We start from the raw sequence: 16192 nt of genomic DNA, 5'->3' as shown, positions 1-16192 counted from the left end.
TCAGCTACCTAGGTAGCCACCAGCGGTCTTCGGCAGTGTTCAGAGTAATTGATGGAGTCAGCTGGACCAAATCGGTGCCTGGCTGAGCTCCGTGACCACCGGTTGGCCGGCCACGAGTTCGCCGTCCGCGACGAACCCTTCCTCGCGATCGCTCAGGTCTTGGACGAGCTTCTGGCGCCACTGCCGCACCTCGTCGGCTCGGGTGGGGTCGTGCACCAGGTTGCGGGTCTCCTGCGGATCCACCTCGAGGTCGAAGAACTGCTCGTCGCCCCAGCCAGACATCCAGACGTACTTGCGCTTGCCATCGGTGACCCACTGCAGCGACTGGCCGAGCAGCACGTGCTCGCCGTGCAGATGCTCGCGCCACTGCGTGACCTGCTCACCGCGCAGGTGAGCTGCCAGGCTGCGCCCGTCGACGGTCTCGGGAATCGCCACGCCGGCCAGGTCGAGCATCACCACGTTGCGTGCGGTCACTTGTTCTCCTTACCAGGCACAGCGGAAGCCGTGATTGCCCGAGCTGCTCGATGCCTCGTTGGAGCTCCGGGCACCGACGCGGTAGCGGTTGCAGTACGACGCGTGGCACAGGTACGAACCACCGCGCATGACCTTGTTCTCGCCCCAGGCGTCGCCGGTCCACTCCCAGACGTTGCCGACCATCTCGTAGAGGCCGAAACCGTTCGGCGGGTAGCTGCGGACTGGCGCCGTACCACGGTAGCCATCGGCCTGGGTGTTCTTCGTGGGGAAGCTGCCCTGCCAGATGTTGCAGCGATGCTCGCCATCCGGCGTGAGCTCGTCGCCCCACGGATAGCGACGCTGGTCGAGGCCACCGCGGGCCGCGCGCTCCCACTCGGCCTCACTCGGCAGCCGGCCACCAGCCCACTCGCAGAACGCCACCGCATCCGCCCAGGACACGTGGACCACCGGATGGTCGGCACGGTCGATCAGCCCCGACCCCGGTCCCTCCGGACGTTCCCACGTCGCACCATGCACGCCGCACCACCACGGTGTGGCCTGCGGGCGCTCACTGATCTTGCGCAGCGCCGCTGGCAGGAACCCCGCGAACACATAGCTCCACCCAAACCGCTCAGCCTCGGTCACGTAGCCGGTGCTCGCTATGAATGCCGCGAACTGTTCGTTAGTCACCGCAGTCGCGCCGATCTCGTACTGCGCCAGCGACACCTCCCGGACCGGACCCTCCAGATCGCCCGGGAATCCATCGGCGTCCTCAGCGCCCATCCGGAACACACCAGCCTCGATCAGCACCCGCTCCATCGCTCCGGCCGGCTCACCGCTCGCTGCCCGGGACTCCGGTACGGCGCTCTGCGCGGCCCCGGCCCTCGCGGGTGCACAGCAACCGTCTTCGCTCACGTTGTGATCTTTTCAGGAAGCGACTCTTTAGGGAGCCTTGACCGGGTGCGGTGGGATCCACCGTTGCATCGCAGCGGCCGCTGCCAACCCGGTGCCGGCCATCACCACGACCGCGGGCCCCAGTCCGAGTACGGCGGTCGCCCCGGCCAGCAGCAATGGACCACTGCCGTTACCGGTGTCGGCGAACAGGCGGAACGCACCGAGGAACTGGGCTCTGCCGACGGGTGGAGACGCATCAGCTCCAAGCGTCATGATGACGCCGGCACCCAGTCCATTGCCCACTCCCATCAGCAAGGCGACAGCTGTGAGAGATGTTGTGGTGTGAGTGAGTGGCAGGAGGAGGTGGGCCAGGCCGAGGACCAGCATGCTCGGTACGGCGACCCACTTGCGGCCCATGCGGTCCATCACCGAGCCGGCGGGATAGAAGAGCAGCATGTCGACCGCACCGGAGAGTCCGAAGATGATGCTGGTCGTTTGAGCATCAAGACCGATGTGCAGAGCCCAGAGCGGTACGACGACCTGTCGTGACGCACGGACTGCGCCGACCAGCAGTGCACCCGTGCCGAGAGTTCGCAGTACAGGCAGGTGCTCACGAATCACACCCAGCGTCGACTGTGCGGCGAGTGGGCGACTGCCGCGGCCACGCTCGATGTCGGGCAGGCTCACGAGCACAACGCACGCCAGCATCGCGCCGACTAAGTGGACCCAGTACGCGCCATCGGTGCCCAGAAAACGCATGGCTAGTGCACCGAGGAACGGGCCGATGAAAGAACCGATGCGCTGCACACCGCCGAGAGTGGAGAGGGCTCTGGCCCGCAGCTCGATCGGCACCGCCTCACTCAGGTAGGCCTGCCGGGCGAGACCCCAGACCGAGCCGGCCAGCCCGGTGACCCCGATAGCGATGGCCAGCCCCCACACCGTCGGAGCGAGCAGGCAACCCACCAGTGCCAGTGAGACCAGCACCGTCGCGCCGAGCATTGCGCGACGCTCACCGATCCTCATGACGAGCGCGCCCGCCGGGATGTCGCCGATGACCTGCCCTAGCCCCGCCGCGGCCACCACCACCCCGGCAACCGCCGGTGAGGCGCCCAGATGAGTCGCCGATACTGCGATCACTGGGGCGATGGCGCCTTGGCCGATGCCGTACAGCAGCGCGGGGAGGTAGACCGATGGTGCGATCTTGAGCAGGGCGGCCGGACTGGCCATCAGTTCGTCCCTGCTTGTGCCTTGGTCTGCTCTCTGCCGGCGGCGGTCGCACCCAATAGCTCGGAAACTTCCCAAGCTGCTGGGACCAGGAGGTCCCCGAAGTCCAGGAGAACCTCTAGAGGCAACCGCAGCTCCGGACCGGAGATCGACAGGCATCCGACAGCCTGACCGGAGTAGTCGAAGACAGGTGCCGCCACCGAGCAGATGCCTGGCGTGCGCTCGGTCAGGGAGGTGGCAAAGCCGCGTTCGCGGATCTCCGCGAGCTGTGCGGCCACGACGTCCGGGTCCGTGATGGTGTCCGGAAGCACCTGCTCGAGCGGCTTGGAGAGCACGTCCACCTGGCGTTGCCAGGGTGCGAACGCGAGCAGCACCTTGCCCGGCGCCCCCTGCGGTAACGGAAGCGGTACGCCGAACTCGGTGTAGGTACGGCGGAGTTGGTGCCGGCTCTCCACCTGATCGAGCACCACGCGGTGCCCGCTCGGCAGCAACTCGTGGACGGCCGCCGTCTCTCCGGTCGCGTCGCGCAGCGCCCGCAGTACTGGCTGTGCTGCGTCACGCAGGGTCGCCGGGATCCCACTGGTGTGGGCGAGCTGAACGACCAGCGGACCGATCGCGTAGCGCCGCTGAGCGGTCTGGCGGATCAGTCCGTTCTCCAGCATCGCCAGCAGCAACCGGTGCACGGTGCTGGTCGACAGACCGGTCGCGCGGGACAGGTCGCTGATGCCGAGGTCCGGCGTACGGGCGTCGAAGCAGCGCAGGATCGCCACCGCGCGGTCTATCGACTGGACAGACCCTCGGGGTATCGTTTCCTGCATTGCAGGATCATATCCCGCAATGCGGGATACCTGCTGCACAGGGGTGTGCCCGGCGCCCAGCCATCTGTGGGCGCCGGACGCAGCAGTTCAGACCGCCTGAACAGCGCGGTCAGTGTCCGGGATGTCCATCCGCGACGCGCGCTCGACATGTTCGTCGTATGCGCTCTGCACGTCGTTACGTCGCACGTGGTGCGGTCCGGCAGACAGTTCAGCCAGTGTGACGGCGGTGATCGCCATCTCGTCCGGCAGCGCCGCAGGATCGATGCCCTGGCGCAGGATCACCACGTTCGTAGGGAGAATCCCTGCCGATAGTCACCGGCCATACGGATCGTCCACCCCGTGATCACCGAAGGCATCCTGATCCGCCCGGAAGGCATCCAGCGAGATCTGTGGAGCCGTACGGGACATCGCCGCGAACTCGTCACGTGGAACGAACCGGCGCCGGCGGCGCAACGGAATCAGTTCCCCGATGCGATGACCATCGCGGGTGACAGTGAAGGACTGACCCCCTTGGACGGCATCCATAATCTCTTTCGACCGCGTGCGGAGGTCGCGTTGGGTGATCTCGAGTTGCCCACTCATGCAGTCAGGATGCTGCCGAAACGGTCTGCGGTGCCACCATGTAGCACCGCATGCCACAGCAGGGTCAGCCCAGGACGGCGAGGGCGTCGATCTCGACGAGCATGTCCGGGAGCGGCAGGCCGGTGAAGACGGTGGTGCGGGACGGCAGGACGCCGCTCGGGGTGCGGGTCGAGACGAAGTCGGCGTACGCCTCGTTCATCGCGCCGAAGTCGTCGCGGGTGGTCAGGTAGACGCGCAGCATCACCACGTCGTCCAGGCTGCCGCCACCGGCCTTGAGGATCGCCTCGATGTTCTGCAGCACCCGGGTCGTCTGGGCCTTCACGTCGCCGACGAAGACGAACTCGCCGGTCGCCGGGTCGACCGATCCCTGGCCGGAGACCTGCAGGATGTTGCCCTTGCGGACACCCTGCGAGAACACCGGCATCGGGGCGGGCGCGTCAGTGGTGGAGACGGCGGTCTTGTCGGACATCAGATCGGACCTCTCAGTTGTAGTCGGCACTGATCGCCTGAGTCGTGGCGAGCAGGTCAGGCAGGAGTTCGAGCACCTGCTCATAGTTCAGCAGTACATCCGGTACGGACACCGACACGGCCCCGACCACTCGGCCGGCGTGGTCCGTGACCGGCGCACCGACGCAGTTCATGAAGGTCTCGTGTTCAGCCTTGTCCTGCGCCCAGCCGCGAGCCCGGACCGTGTCCAGCTCGTCTCGCAGCGCTTCCGCATCGGTGATGGTGTGCGGCGTGTAGGCGTGATAGTCCAGCGACGCCAGCACCGCTTCACGCTGCCGCTTGGGCTGCGCCGCCAGCAGGATCTTCCCGACCGCTGTGCAGTGCAGAGCCGCCGGTACGCCGACCTGCGAGTACATGCGGATATTGCGCACGCTGTCGAGCTTGTCGATGTAGATGACCTCACCGTTCTCCCAGGCCGCGAGGTGAACGGTCTGGCCGGTCTTCTGGTTCAGCTCCCGCAGATGCGGTGCAGCAACTTCCCGTACGACGTGTTGCTCGCGGGCCGCATCCGCCAACGCGAACAGGCGTGAGCCCAACCGATAACGATGCGCCTCGTCCCGCCGTACAAATCGGTCTGCCTCCATCGTGCGCAGCAGCCGGAGCACTGTGGTTTTGTGGACGCCCAGTTCGGTCGCGAGCTGGTCCAGCGACCGCTGCCCCTCGCCCAGGCTGGCCAGGATCTGCAGGGCTCTCGCGAGGCTCTGACTCATAGCCTTCTCATAGCTTTGTCGCCGCCCACTCGTCGTCAGCGGCTGTGAGCAGTCTGTCTCGTAGCGCTGCGCTCGGCGGTGCGGCGTGATCCTCCGGCACGGCCAGCACGGCTGCCGCATTCAGATGCCCGAGGCGCAGCCGCTGCTTCATCGGCAGGTCCTGCAACGTCCCAGCCAGGAAGCCGGCCGCGAACGCGTCCCCAGCTCCCACTGGCTCGACAACTTGGACGGTGAGCGCCGGAACCTCGGTACGGCGACCATCCGGCTCCAGCGCGACCGCCGTGTGCGCGTCGTTCTTCACGACCAACGTGCAGCGCCCACCGAGCCGTTCATGCAGCTCAGCTGGGTCATCGGCGCCTGCGAAGACCAGTGCCTCATCAGCACCGATCAGTACGACGTCGGCCGCGCGGAGCAACCGCCAGAGCGGCTCCGGGTCCTTGTCACGCCACAGCACCGGCCGCCAGTTCAGATCAACGCTCAGCACGAAGTCGCCACGCAACTCGTCCAGCATCTGCGCAGTGTCTGTGGACAGCGCCGCAGTGATCCCGGTGGTGTGCACGATGCGTGCGTTGCTGAGCCGCTGAGCCACCTCGGGTCGCTGCAGGAACGCGGGGCTCATCGCCGAGGCCGCCGAGCCGGTCCGGTAGTAGTGCATCCGGGAGCGACCGTCGATCGACTCCTTCACGTACAGAGCAGTCGGCCGGTTCGGGTCGAGCTCCACACCGCCGACCTCGACCCCACGCCCGCGCAGATCACGCAGTACCTGCCGACCGAAGCCGTCGTCGCCCAGCCGGGACACCCAGCTGGTCGGGACACCCAGACCTGCCAGGCCGCCGGCCACGTTGCACTCCGCGCCACCCACCGACCGGCGGAACGTCTCCACGTCCTCCAGCGGCCCGGCGGCGCCCGCGAGCATGATCATCGCCTCGCCGAGGCAGACCACCGCGGCAGGTTCCGTCTCAGTGCGCGGGTCGGACATCTGCGCTCCTGGGGGCCGGGGTGATGGGATAGGCGTGAAACAGCGGTCGTTGACGCAACTTCGAGCGCGATGCTACAACCGTCAGGTCAGAATGTGCAATGAACGTTGCGTATTCTGCAACTACTCCCAGGGGACTCGATGCCTGCTTACGATGCCGCCGCCGTCGCCGCACTCGCCGACGAGCGGGTCAGCCGCCGCGACCGGGTGCTGCCGCCTGCCTTCTGGGGCCGGACGATCGCCGAGGTGCTGGCCGATCGCCCGCGGTTGTCCCAGTTGCCGACGCCGCTGATGACGCTGTCCGCGCCCGGGGTTCGGCACAACATCGAGACGCTGGCCGGTTGGTGCGCACACCACGGCGTCGAGCACGCACCGCACGGCAAGACCACGATGGCTCCCGCGCTCTGGGCGCAGCAGCTGGATGCCGGCGCCTGGGCGCTCACGCTGGCCAACGTCTACCACCTCGCCGTCGCCCGGCAGTTCGGCGTCCAGCGGGTGCTGATCGCGAACTCGGTCGTCTCTCCGCTGCAACTGCGCTGGGTCGCCGACGAACTGGCCCGCGATCCGGAGTTCGAGGTGTCGGTCTGGGCTGACTCGGTTCGCACCGTCGAGATCATGGAGGCGGCCCGGTCGGCGTACGTCGGTCCGGATGCGCGACCGCTCGACGTCATGGTGGAGCTGGGCGCACCAGGTGGCCGGACCGGCGCCCGGGACTTCGAGACGGCCGAGGCTGTCGCCACTGCGGTAGCGGAGGCATCAACGTTGCGCTTGGTCGGAGTCGCCGGCTACGAGGGCGCGGTCAGCGACAGCGTCGACGAGCCGGGACTGGCCGCCGTACGAGCGTTTCTTCGGGACATGGCTGAGCTGCACTCGCGACTGGGCAAGCTGTACGACGAGGGCGTCGTACCGATCGTCACGGCGGGTGGCAGTGAGTTCTTCGAACTGGTTGCGGAGGTGCTCGGCCCACTGACGGATGCACGCGTCGTCGTGCGCTCTGGCGCGTACATCTCCCACGACGACGGGCTGTACCGGCGGGTGTCACCGCTCGGCGAATCACCACGCACCGATGGCGAGCAGCTCGTCGCGGCGATGCACGGGTGGATGCGGATCACCTCGCAGCCCGAGCCCGGGCTGGCGATCTTCGACGCCGGCCGCCGGGACTTCCCGGTCGATCAGGACATGCCCGAGCCGCAGTTGGTCCGGCCGCGCTCGACCGGCGAACCGGTCCTGCCGGCCACGGGGATGACGGTGACCAAGCTGAACGACCAGCACGGCTACCTGCGGTTCGGCGACGAGCCGGTGGTGATCGGTGACGAGCTACGCGTCGGCCTGTCACACCCCTGTACGGCGTTCGATAAGTGGGGGCTGATCCCGGTTGTCGACGACCCGGACGCCGCCGACCCCGTCGTCGTTGACCTGATCCGGACGTACTTCTGATGGCCGCCTTGGATCCTGCCGCACCGTCCGGCAGCGGACTCCCGGCCTTCGGCAGCTCAGAACGGACGGCGCCGTGACGGACCTGCTGATCACCGGCGCAACCGTCGTGGACGGCAGCGGCGCCCCCGGCGTCCGCGCCGACGTCGCCGTCGGCGATGGGCGGATCGTGGCCGTAGGCAACGACCTGCCGACCGCCCGGCGAACGATCGACGCCACCGGGCTGACCCTGTCCCCCGGCTTCATCGACATGCATGCGCACTCCGACCTGCAGATCCTGGCGAACCCGGATCACACCGCGAAGGTCAGCCAGGGCGTCACACTCGAGGTCCTCGGCCAGGACGGTCTGTCGTTCGCGCCGATCGACGATCCGACCCGGGCCGCGATCCGCCGCCAGATCGCCGGCTGGAACGGTGAACCGGACGACTTCGACTTCTCCTGGTCCACGGTCGCCGGCTACCTCGACCGGCTCGACCAGGGCATCGCCTGCAACGCGGCATACCTGGTCCCGCAGGGCACATTGCGCATGATGGTCGTCGGCACCGAGAACCGCCCGGCGACCCCGGCGGAACTGGCGCAGATGGTAGACCTGCTCACCCAGGCCCTGCGCGACGGCGCGGTGGGGATGAGCAGCGGCCTCACCTACACCCCGGGGATGTTCGCGACCACCGACGAACTCGTCGAACTGTGTCGCGTCGTCGCTCAGTACGGCGGCTACTACGCCCCGCACCAGCGGTCCTACGGACAGGGCGCCCTGGGCGCGTACGGCGAGATGGTCGAGGTGGCCCGCCGGTCTGGCTGTGCACTGCACCTGACGCACGCGGTGATGAACTTCGCGCCGAACCAGGGCCGGGGCGCCGACCTGGTCGCGATGATCGACAAGGCCCTCGGCGACGGCCTCGACGTCACCACCGACACCTATCCTTATTTGCCTGGGGCAACCACTCTCGCGGCGACGCTGCCGAGCTGGACCGCCGAGGGCGGTCCGGACGCGCAGCTGGACCGGCTGCGTGATCCGGCGACCCGCGCCCGGATCGCGCACGAGATGGAGCAGGTCGGCTCCGACGGCTGTCACGGCTGCGTGATCGAGTGGGACACCATCGAGATCGGCGGCGTTCGCAATCCCGCGCTCGGCGACGCGGTCGGCCGGACGGTGGCCGCCCTGGCCGCGGACAGCGGGAAGCGGGCCACCGACGTCTTCTTCGACCTGCTGATCGCGGACGACCTGGGCACCTCGATCCTGCAGCACGTCGGGCACGAGGACAACGTGCGGACGATCATGCAGCACCCGAGCCACACCGGCGGCTCCGACGCGATCCTGGTCGGCGGCAAACCGCACCCGCGCTCGTGGGGGACCTTCCCACGCTACCTGGGCCGGTACGTCCGGGAGCTCGGCGTCCTCGAGCTGGCCGACTGCATCCATCATCTGACGGGTCGCGCGGCCCGGCGGCTGCGGCTGACCGACCGCGGACTGGTCCGGGTCGGCTACCACGCTGACCTGGTGCTCTTCGATGCGGAGACCGTCCACGACACCGCCACCTTCGACAACCCCCGACAGCAGGCCGAAGGCATCCCCTACGTCTTCGTCAACGGTGTTCCCGTCATCGACGACGGCCATCGGACCGATGACCTGCCCGGCCGAGCCATTCGTCGTACTGATGTGTGAGAGGACCTCGATATGACCACCCTGGACCTGCTGCGAGCCGACCGCGTGCTGACTGTTGTCAGGGCGCCGGAGATCGCTGATGCCCGGGACCTGTGCGCGGCGTTGGTGGCCGGCGGTATCCACGTCGTGGAGCTGACCTACACCACCCCGGACCTGCCCCGGCACCTGGAGCGCGCGGCGTCGACGGCCGGCGAGACCGGTGCCGTGGTCGGTGCCGGAACGGTGCAGACGGGTCAGCAGGCGCAGCAGGCGATCGACGCGGGAGCGCAGTTCCTGGTGACACCTGGCCAGGGTCTGGAGGCAGCCGCGATCGCCGAGGCGGCGCGGGCGGCCGGCATACCGGTGGTGCTCGGCGCTTTTACTCCGTCCGAGGTGATGACGGCGCTCGCGCTGGGGTCGGCCGCGGTCAAGATCTTCCCGGCCCACCAGCTCGGGCCGAAGTACTTCAAGGATCTGAACGGACCGTTCCCCGGCGTCCCGCTGATCCCGTCCGGTGGCATCAACGCCGGGAACGCCCGCGACTACCTGGACGCCGGTGCGCTGGCCGTCAGCGCCGGTACCGACGTGGTCTCCCCGACCGATGTCGCCGCCTCCGCCTGGGATGTCATCACCGGCAAGGCGAAGTCCTTCGTGGCCGCGATCAGCTGACGTTGATGCTGCCATAGCTGGTCCGCAGGAAGAGGTGATGCGTCGCGGCCGGATCATTGACGGGAACGATGTCCGTCGACCCCTGCGCCGAGACCGCATCGATGGTGTACGTCGTGGTCTGCGGAACCCGGAGGTCGATCGACCCGTCGCTGGCGATCGCCGTGACCTGCTCGGGCGGGTCGTCGAACTGCATCGTCACCGAACCCCGGCGGCCGTCGACCGAGACCTGCGGACTGCGGATCCGGCTCATCGTCACCGATCCGCCGTCCGTGTCGGCCTTCAGCTTGCCCGCGAGGCCGGCGAGCTCGAGCGAGGCTCCCTGGGTCTTGGCCTGCACCGCGGCGGCCTCGGGGACCTCGATCGTGAGCTGGAGCTCGCAATGTGCGCCCGGACAGCTGGTCCGGATGTCCAGCACGCCGTCGATCGTCCGCGACTCGATCACCGGCCGCTGTGCGGCATAGGTCCCACTGACGGAGATGCGGACCTGACTGCTCGCACCGCCGATCACCTGCGTCGGGATGGACGAGACGATCCGCACTCCTTGCGGTCCGACCGCCATGGTGGCCGCATAGTCGAACGGCAGCTTGCCGCGGATCAGCGCGACTGTGACCGCCGCGCCTCCAATCACCAGGAGGAGAAGCGGTACCACGCCGATCAGCAGCATTCGTCGCTGCGCTGTCGTGAGTGTCATCAGCTGCCCAGGAACCGCAACACGGCCAGCACCCTGCGGTGCTCGCCCTCGGTGGTCGGCAACCGCAGCTTCTGGAAGATGCTGCTGATGTGTTTCTCCACAGCGCCCTCACCCACCACGAGCGCCTGGGCGATCCCGGTGTTCGACTTGCCCTCGGCCATCACCCGCAGCACCTCTTGCTCCCGCGGGCTCAACGCCGCCAACGGATCCGCCTTCCGGGTCCGCACCAGGAGCTGCGAGATCACCTCTGGGTCCAAAGCCGCACCGCCAGCCGCCACCCGACGCAGGCCGTCGAGGAACTGGTCCACATCCGCCACCCGGTCCTTCAGCAGGTAGCCGACGCCGCCAGGGTTCCCGCCGATCAACTCGCTCGCATACCGCTCCTCGACGTACTGGGAGAGGACCAGCACGCCGGTCTGCGGATACTGCTCGCGCAGCACCAACGCAGCCCGCAGTCCCTCGTCGGTGAACGTCGGTGGCATCCGCACGTCAACCACGCAGACATCCGGCCGGTGCTGAGCAACCGCCTTTAGCAGCTCGTCCCCATCACCGACGGCCGCCACCACCGTGCACTCCTGCTCTTCCAGCAGCCGCACGATGCCCTCGCGCAGCAGCACCGAGTCCTCAGCAATGACCACCCGCAAGCTGTTCCCCTCCGATGCCATCACTGTTGGATCGCTCATGTGCACGGCACCTCCGCGGTGAGGACAGTGGGACCGCCCGCTGGGCTGGTCAGACTGAGCCGGCCGTCCACACCGGCGACGCGATCGGCCAGGCCTTGTAGCCCGGTACCGCCGTCCGGCTGGGCGCCGCCGCGGCCGTCGTCGGTGACCTCGACCCGGAGCACGTCGCCGATGCGGGTGATCGTGACCTCGGCCCGCGCCGCGGCGGCGTGCTTGGCAACATTCGTCAGCGCTTCGGTGACGACGAAGTAGGCAATCGACTCGATGGTGAGCGACGGGCGTGGCTCGACATCCACCGACACCCGGACCGGCACCGGCGAGCGGGCCGCGACCGCGGAGATCGCCGCGTCCAGCCCGCGGTCGGTCAGGATCGGCGGATGCAGACCACGGGTCAGATCCCGGATCTCCGCGATCGCCTGCAACGCCTCGGAGTGGGCGTCCTCGATCAGTGCTCGCACTCCGGGATCCGTGTCCCCCAACCGATTCTTCGCCCGGCCCAAGGTCATCGCCAGCGAGACCAGTCGTTGCTGGGCGCCGTCGTGCAGGTCACGCTCCATGCGCCGCCGCTCGGCCTCGGCCGAATCGACGACCTGTTGCCGGCTCGTCACCAGCCGGCTGACGCGCTCGGTCAGTGCGCCGGTCTCGTCACCGCCCAGATAGATCCGCGCCAGGTGCCCGTCCAGCATCGATGCGGTCCGCATCAGCACCGGCGACACGAAGAACAGCAACAGCACCCCGACCAGCGCCGCGGCCATCGCCTCGTGACCGGTGTCGACCACGAACGGACCGAACTGGGCCTGCCGCGCGGCGAACTTCGAGAAGAAGAACGGCAAGGTGATCAGCACCGGCGGAACCGACCAGGCGACGACGATCAGCAGCAACCAGAAGGTTGCTGCTGGCAACAGCAGGACGTAGTACAGAAACTGTCGCCACAGGCCCGGATCGGTGATGGCCCGACGGGCGTCGGCGATCCGGCGGCCGGACGGTTCGGGTGGCACCAGCGGCAGCACCTCCTGGCCACGGGTGATCCGCGCCCGGGCCCGCTCCCACTTCGCCAGCGCATAGACAACCTTGGCCGCAGCACGCGTCAATGGGATCCCAATATAGGCCAGCGGCCACCCGAGCAGGGCGACGCACACCGCCACCAGCGCGAGCACGCCGGAGGTGAGCACCACAACGCTGTCGCCGAGCAGATGGACCGTCGCCAGCCACAGGTACGGCGAGCGCCACAGCCGCCAAGGCCGCCCGGGAACCGGACTCGCGATCGTCGTCACCCGAACCACCTCCCGTGTCTGTGCGGATCCGTTGCGAGCACCAACCTACGTGCCTGCCGAGGGCATCGATATGAGGACAACCCCCGGATCGACTTCGGGTTAACCCCACCTCCGATTCGTGGGTTGTCCTCAATGTGCGGGAGGCGCCACCACGGAACGCTGGAAGCCATGACGACGACACTCCCGCAGGCTCCCTTGACACAGGCCGGCCGGCACCCGCTGAGCGTGCAGCTCGGCGATGCTATCGACGATCGCGTCGCCGAGGCGCTGGACGACTACATCGCCGAAGGCCGCCTCGACGGCCGGATCCGCGCGCGGCGCTCGCCCGGCGGCCTGGCAGCGATGGTGGCCGCCGGGGTCGCGGCCGTGCTGCTGCCCTGGTGCCTGATCCTGGCAGCCACCCTGCCGAGCACCTACCAGGCCAGTAACTGGAAGCTCACCTGGATCGGTCTCGACGCGGCGACCGCGATCGCCGCCGGTCTGACGGCCTACCTACTGCACACCCGCAACAGATACGCCGTCCTGACCGCGATGGCTGCCGGGACGCTCCTGCTGGCCGATGCCTGGTTCGACATCAGCACCGCCGGGGCCGGCCTCGACCGCACGCTCTCACTGACCGAGGGGATCCTCCTGGAGATCCCGCTGGCCGTGTGCGCCTTCGTGGTCGCCGCCCGTCAGCTGCGGCGCTAGCCGATCAACTCGAGGACGGGTCCCTCATGAAGCGCTCGGTAGACCTTGTCGCGCAGCAGGTTCGCCTCGGCATCGGTCAGCGTCCGGTCGACCGGACGGAGGACCAGCCTGACCAGGAGGTTCCGTTGTCCAGGAGTGATCTGCAGCCGCTCGCGCGCCGCCGGCGGCAGCTCGTCGTACGTCGTCTCTCCCAGGACATCCAGCGACTCGGCCGCATCCGCGTCCGGGCCGAGCGCATCGCGCACCTTGTCACCGAGCACCTCCGGCGACACGTCCGCCTCCGCGCCCACCACGACCGACAGGTCCCGGCGGACCGGTGGCATCGTCGACACCGATCGGTAGGGCGACAGGTCGAGCATCTGGCCGGCCACCCGTGGATCCGTCGACCTGAGCAACCGGATGTCGTGGATGCCCTTGCGCAGCATCAGGAGCCGGTCGAGTCCCGGTCCCATCGCGAGACCGGTCCAGCTGTCGTCCATGCCGGCCTTACGCAGGACCTCCGGCGCGGCCACCCCACATTCACCGATCTCGATCCACTGATCGTCGAGCAGGACATCGATCTGTCGTCCATGGGTCGTGTAGGGATGCACAGCGGGCACGGCCCGGTAGGTCTGTCCGGGCAGCACGGTCTCGACCAGCCGGGCGATCATGTCTTCGAGTTCGGGTTCGCCGAGGCTGACGTTGCGGCTGATCCGCCAGAGGTCGAGCTGATGCGGCGTGCCGGTGTGCTGCCAATCCACCGAATCCCGGCGATAGCAGATGCCGGCGCAGACCATCAGCACGTCGGAGGCGTCCGAGCCGGCGAGCTCACGCAGCGCCGGCGGGATCATCGCCGAGGTGTGGCTGCGCAGCACCTCGGTCTCCGAGGCATAGCGCGTGTAGCGGGCCTCGCGGGTCACCGCACCAGCGGCGTACCCGAGGTTGTCGTAGTTGTCGGCCAGGCTGACGACCGGATGGTCGCGCCGGGTCCAGATCTCCGTGTAGGGCCAGGCAGCGCCCAAGGCCGTGCGGATCGAGTCGACGATCAGCTGGACGGCATGTGGGCCCTGAGCCGGATCGGTGAGATCACGCAGGGACAGGGCAGAGTGCAGTTCCTCGAGGGTGAGGACGGACATGAGGTCTCTCCAAAGGGTGACGTCTCGACAGGGGGTCTTCACACACCCCGGTCGGCCACGGTCACCTCAGGAGAGAGCGCAGCAGCTCACCCCGTCGGCACCGTTGTGCCGGCCGGGGCGCAGAAATCGCCGCCCGTGCTGCGTCATGCCGACAGTCTACAGACCCGCGGACCACCAGGCCCGGAATTCTCCTCCCCCTTGCCTAACGAGTCAAAGTCTTTTAGGTTGTTAGGTGAGAGGTGATACCGATGGCCTATCAGCCGGAACTGATCGGCGGACACGTAGCTCTGGACCTGCTGAACACCGTCTCCTGGCGGCTGGACCCCACCCGCATCGTCGACCGGATCGCGACCCCCGAAGCGCTGGCGATCTGGACCGCGGCGGTGGGCCTCGGCACAGAACCCGCACCGTACGAGCGGGTCGCCGCTGTGCGGGAGGTTGTGTACGACGTCGTCCTGCCCGTCGCGCGCGGCATGGGCCCCGGAGATCTGCACGAACTGCAGAGGTTGCTGGTGGCCGCGATGGGGCGGGCGACTCCCACTGCGCTGCAGCCCTTGGACTGGCCGGGCGTCGACCCCGTGGACGAGTTGGTGTTAGCGGCCGGGCGACTGCTGGAGCGCGAGGACCTGAGCAGGCTGCGCGAATGCCAGGACGGCGACTGCGGCTGGTTGTTCCTCGACCGGAGCAAGAACGCGTCCCGGCGGTGGTGCAGTTCGGGCGATTGCGGGAACCGGGCCAGGGCCAAGCGGCACTACCAGCGGACTCGGATCGGGAGCGAAGCATGAGAGCCCCCACTGCATTACTCGAACGGCGGCAGGAGTTCTTCGAGGGCATGCGCCTGGGCATCGGGCCCGGTGCGGCGACGTTCGTGCTGGCGTTGAGCTTCGGCGCCGAAGCCGTCGCGCGGGGCTGGGGATTCGGGCTGCCGATTCTGTTCTCGATGTTCGCGTGGTCAGGGTCGGCGCAGTTCGCGTTGCTGACCTCGTTCGCCAGTGGATCTGCGGTCGTCGCCGTGACGTCGGCTGTGCTGATCAACGCCCGGTATCTGATGATGAGTCTCGCCCTCAACGACAGCCTGCGCGGCCGCAGGTTCTCCCGCGCGCTACAGGCCCAAGCACTCTGCGACGCCTCGTTTGTCGTTGCCCACGGCACCAAAGGCGGCTACGACATCGTCCGGCTCGTCGGAGCGAGCGTCCCGCAATGGTTTCTCTGGGCCGCCGGTACGGCGGTCGGCGCACTGACCGCGCCTTCGCCCGGCCTGATGCATCACCTGGGTCTGGATGTCGCGTTCCCGGCGTTCTTCGTGATCCTCGCGCTCGACGAACTGCGTCGCTCGAAGCGCGCCTTGGCGGCCGGTCTTCTCGGGGCCACGATCGCCGCTGGGCTGTTGTTCGTCACCACCCCCAGCTACGCGTTGCTGGGAGCGATCGCTGGGGCGCTCCTCGGCGTACTCCCCTACAGCGCAGTCCCCGAAGAGGAGGGTGAGCAGGCATGAAGCTCTGGTTGTCCGCACTCGTCGTCACTGTGATCAGTTGGCTGATGAAGGCGAGCGCACCGCTCGCCATCGGCGGCCGCAAGCTCCCGCCGACCGTGCTCAGGCTGACTGCCCTCACCGCTCCGGTCCTGCTGGCCGGTCTGATCATCACCGAGTTGGGCGGCGAACACTGGCAGGAGTTCGACTGGACGAAGGTGCTCGGCGTCGGCGTTGCCGGCGGGCTGTGCCTGGCCAAGGTCCCGATGCTGCTGGCCGTTGGCGGCGGCATCGTCGTCACTGCCCTGATCCGGCTCGCCGTGCAGTAACAATCAGGTCCGCAGCGACCAGTCAGG

The 16192-nt window shown here is 68.2% G+C and carries 20 protein-coding genes and 1 pseudogene; 8 read left to right on the top strand and 13 right to left on the bottom strand.

All coding sequences use genetic code 11. The features are described 5' to 3' along the window. Window positions 1–57: 57 nt before the first annotated feature. The 9 genes from ACFVWG_RS02645 to ACFVWG_RS02605 form a co-directional block, all read right to left on the bottom strand. Window positions 58–474, bottom strand: coding sequence for a sulfatase/phosphatase domain-containing protein (locus ACFVWG_RS02645; RefSeq protein WP_391541371.1), 417 nt, complete (start codon window positions 472–474; stop codon window positions 58–60). Window positions 475–483: 9 nt separating this feature from the next. Continuing rightward, a complete protein-coding gene (locus tag ACFVWG_RS02640) occupies window positions 484–1368 on the bottom strand; it encodes a formylglycine-generating enzyme family protein (protein WP_391541370.1) in 885 nt (294 codons plus the stop codon). 27 nt (window positions 1369–1395) lie between these two features. Next, a complete protein-coding gene (locus tag ACFVWG_RS02635) occupies window positions 1396–2574 on the bottom strand; it encodes an MFS transporter (RefSeq protein ID WP_391541369.1) in 1179 nt (392 codons plus the stop codon). Next, window positions 2574–3389, bottom strand: coding sequence for an IclR family transcriptional regulator (locus tag ACFVWG_RS02630; RefSeq protein ID WP_391541368.1), 816 nt, complete (start codon window positions 3387–3389; stop codon window positions 2574–2576). Before ACFVWG_RS02630 ends, ACFVWG_RS02635 begins: the two co-directional genes overlap by 1 nt. 87 nt (window positions 3390–3476) lie before the next feature. Then, window positions 3477–3674: a hypothetical protein gene (locus tag ACFVWG_RS02625; protein ID WP_391541367.1), complete on the bottom strand. Its 198-nt coding sequence runs from the start codon at window positions 3672–3674 to the stop codon at window positions 3477–3479. Window positions 3675–3701: 27 nt separating this feature from the next. Continuing rightward, a complete protein-coding gene (locus ACFVWG_RS02620; protein ID WP_391541366.1) occupies window positions 3702–3971 on the bottom strand; it encodes a type II toxin-antitoxin system Phd/YefM family antitoxin in 270 nt (89 codons plus the stop codon). Window positions 3972–4035: 64 nt separating this feature from the next. Next, window positions 4036–4440: a RidA family protein gene (locus ACFVWG_RS02615; protein ID WP_391541365.1), complete on the bottom strand. Its 405-nt coding sequence runs from the start codon at window positions 4438–4440 to the stop codon at window positions 4036–4038. 13 nt (window positions 4441–4453) lie between these two features. Further along, window positions 4454–5188, bottom strand: coding sequence for an IclR family transcriptional regulator (locus ACFVWG_RS02610; protein WP_391541364.1), 735 nt, complete (start codon window positions 5186–5188; stop codon window positions 4454–4456). 7 nt (window positions 5189–5195) lie between these two features. After that, window positions 5196–6167 carry a sugar kinase gene (locus ACFVWG_RS02605; protein ID WP_391541363.1) on the bottom strand — a complete coding sequence of 324 codons (972 nt, stop codon included), beginning with the start codon at window positions 6165–6167 and terminating at the stop codon, window positions 5196–5198. A 138-nt stretch (window positions 6168–6305) separates the two neighbouring features. Between ACFVWG_RS02605 and ACFVWG_RS02600 the strand changes: the two genes are divergently transcribed. The 4 genes and pseudogenes from ACFVWG_RS02600 to ACFVWG_RS02585 all read left to right on the top strand — a co-directional run bounded on the left by ACFVWG_RS02600 (window position 6306) and on the right by ACFVWG_RS02585 (window position 9912). Next, complete coding sequence (locus ACFVWG_RS02600) at window positions 6306–7601, top strand: alanine racemase (protein WP_391541362.1); 1296 nt, start codon at window positions 6306–6308, stop codon at window positions 7599–7601. Between the two features lie 19 nt (window positions 7602–7620). Next, window positions 7621–7770 (top strand): annotated as a pseudogene (locus ACFVWG_RS02595) (hypothetical protein); the annotation flags it as partial. Beyond that, complete coding sequence (locus tag ACFVWG_RS02590) at window positions 7768–9264, top strand: amidohydrolase family protein (RefSeq protein ID WP_391541537.1); 1497 nt, start codon at window positions 7768–7770, stop codon at window positions 9262–9264. The pseudogene ACFVWG_RS02595 and the gene ACFVWG_RS02590, both read left to right, overlap by 3 nt. Window positions 9265–9276: 12 nt before the next feature. Beyond that, complete coding sequence (locus ACFVWG_RS02585) at window positions 9277–9912, top strand: bifunctional 4-hydroxy-2-oxoglutarate aldolase/2-dehydro-3-deoxy-phosphogluconate aldolase (RefSeq protein ID WP_391541361.1); 636 nt, start codon at window positions 9277–9279, stop codon at window positions 9910–9912. On the opposite strand, the gene ACFVWG_RS02580 is transcribed toward ACFVWG_RS02585, so the two are convergent. The 3 genes from ACFVWG_RS02580 to ACFVWG_RS02570 are packed head-to-tail and all read right to left on the bottom strand — an operon-like array spanning window position 9905 to window position 12560. Further along, window positions 9905–10603: a hypothetical protein gene (locus tag ACFVWG_RS02580; RefSeq protein WP_391541360.1), complete on the bottom strand. Its 699-nt coding sequence runs from the start codon at window positions 10601–10603 to the stop codon at window positions 9905–9907. The genes ACFVWG_RS02585 and ACFVWG_RS02580 overlap by 8 nt on opposite strands. Then, window positions 10603–11247 (bottom strand): response regulator, encoded by a 645-nt coding sequence (locus ACFVWG_RS02575; protein ID WP_391541536.1) that lies wholly within the window; start codon window positions 11245–11247, stop codon window positions 10603–10605. The genes ACFVWG_RS02580 and ACFVWG_RS02575 overlap by 1 nt, the downstream gene beginning before the upstream one ends. Before the next feature lie 35 nt (window positions 11248–11282). After that, complete coding sequence (locus tag ACFVWG_RS02570; RefSeq protein ID WP_391541359.1) at window positions 11283–12560, bottom strand: sensor histidine kinase; 1278 nt, start codon at window positions 12558–12560, stop codon at window positions 11283–11285. Window positions 12561–12728: 168 nt separating this feature from the next. Between ACFVWG_RS02570 and ACFVWG_RS02565 the strand changes: the two genes are divergently transcribed. Continuing rightward, on the top strand, window positions 12729–13250 hold the full coding sequence (locus ACFVWG_RS02565) for a hypothetical protein (protein WP_391541358.1): 522 nt from the start codon (window positions 12729–12731) through the stop codon (window positions 13248–13250). Here ACFVWG_RS02565 and ACFVWG_RS02560 read toward each other — a convergent pair. Beyond that, complete coding sequence (locus ACFVWG_RS02560) at window positions 13247–14365, bottom strand: hypothetical protein (protein WP_391541357.1); 1119 nt, start codon at window positions 14363–14365, stop codon at window positions 13247–13249. The two genes, ACFVWG_RS02565 and ACFVWG_RS02560, sit on opposite strands and share 4 nt — an antisense overlap. 248 nt (window positions 14366–14613) lie before the next feature. Between ACFVWG_RS02560 and ACFVWG_RS02555 the strand changes: the two genes are divergently transcribed. Genes ACFVWG_RS02555 through ACFVWG_RS02545 form a run of 3 tightly spaced genes read left to right on the top strand, consistent with a single transcriptional unit; the run spans window position 14614 to window position 16165 of the window. Continuing rightward, a complete protein-coding gene (locus ACFVWG_RS02555; protein ID WP_391541356.1) occupies window positions 14614–15150 on the top strand; it encodes a CGNR zinc finger domain-containing protein in 537 nt (178 codons plus the stop codon). Beyond that, window positions 15147–15860: an AzlC family ABC transporter permease gene (locus ACFVWG_RS02550; RefSeq protein ID WP_391541355.1), complete on the top strand. Its 714-nt coding sequence runs from the start codon at window positions 15147–15149 to the stop codon at window positions 15858–15860. Before ACFVWG_RS02555 ends, ACFVWG_RS02550 begins: the two co-directional genes overlap by 4 nt. Beyond that, window positions 15857–16165: an AzlD domain-containing protein gene (locus ACFVWG_RS02545; RefSeq protein ID WP_391541354.1), complete on the top strand. Its 309-nt coding sequence runs from the start codon at window positions 15857–15859 to the stop codon at window positions 16163–16165. The genes ACFVWG_RS02550 and ACFVWG_RS02545 overlap by 4 nt, the downstream gene beginning before the upstream one ends. Window positions 16166–16192 lie beyond the last annotated feature (27 nt).

The sequence above is a fragment of the Kribbella sp. NPDC058245 genome, from assembly GCF_042882005.1.
GTDB lineage: Bacteria > Actinomycetota > Actinomycetes > Propionibacteriales > Kribbellaceae > Kribbella.
The sequence above is the reverse complement of the archived record's forward strand: the minus strand, read 5'-3'. Positions and strand labels throughout refer to the sequence as shown.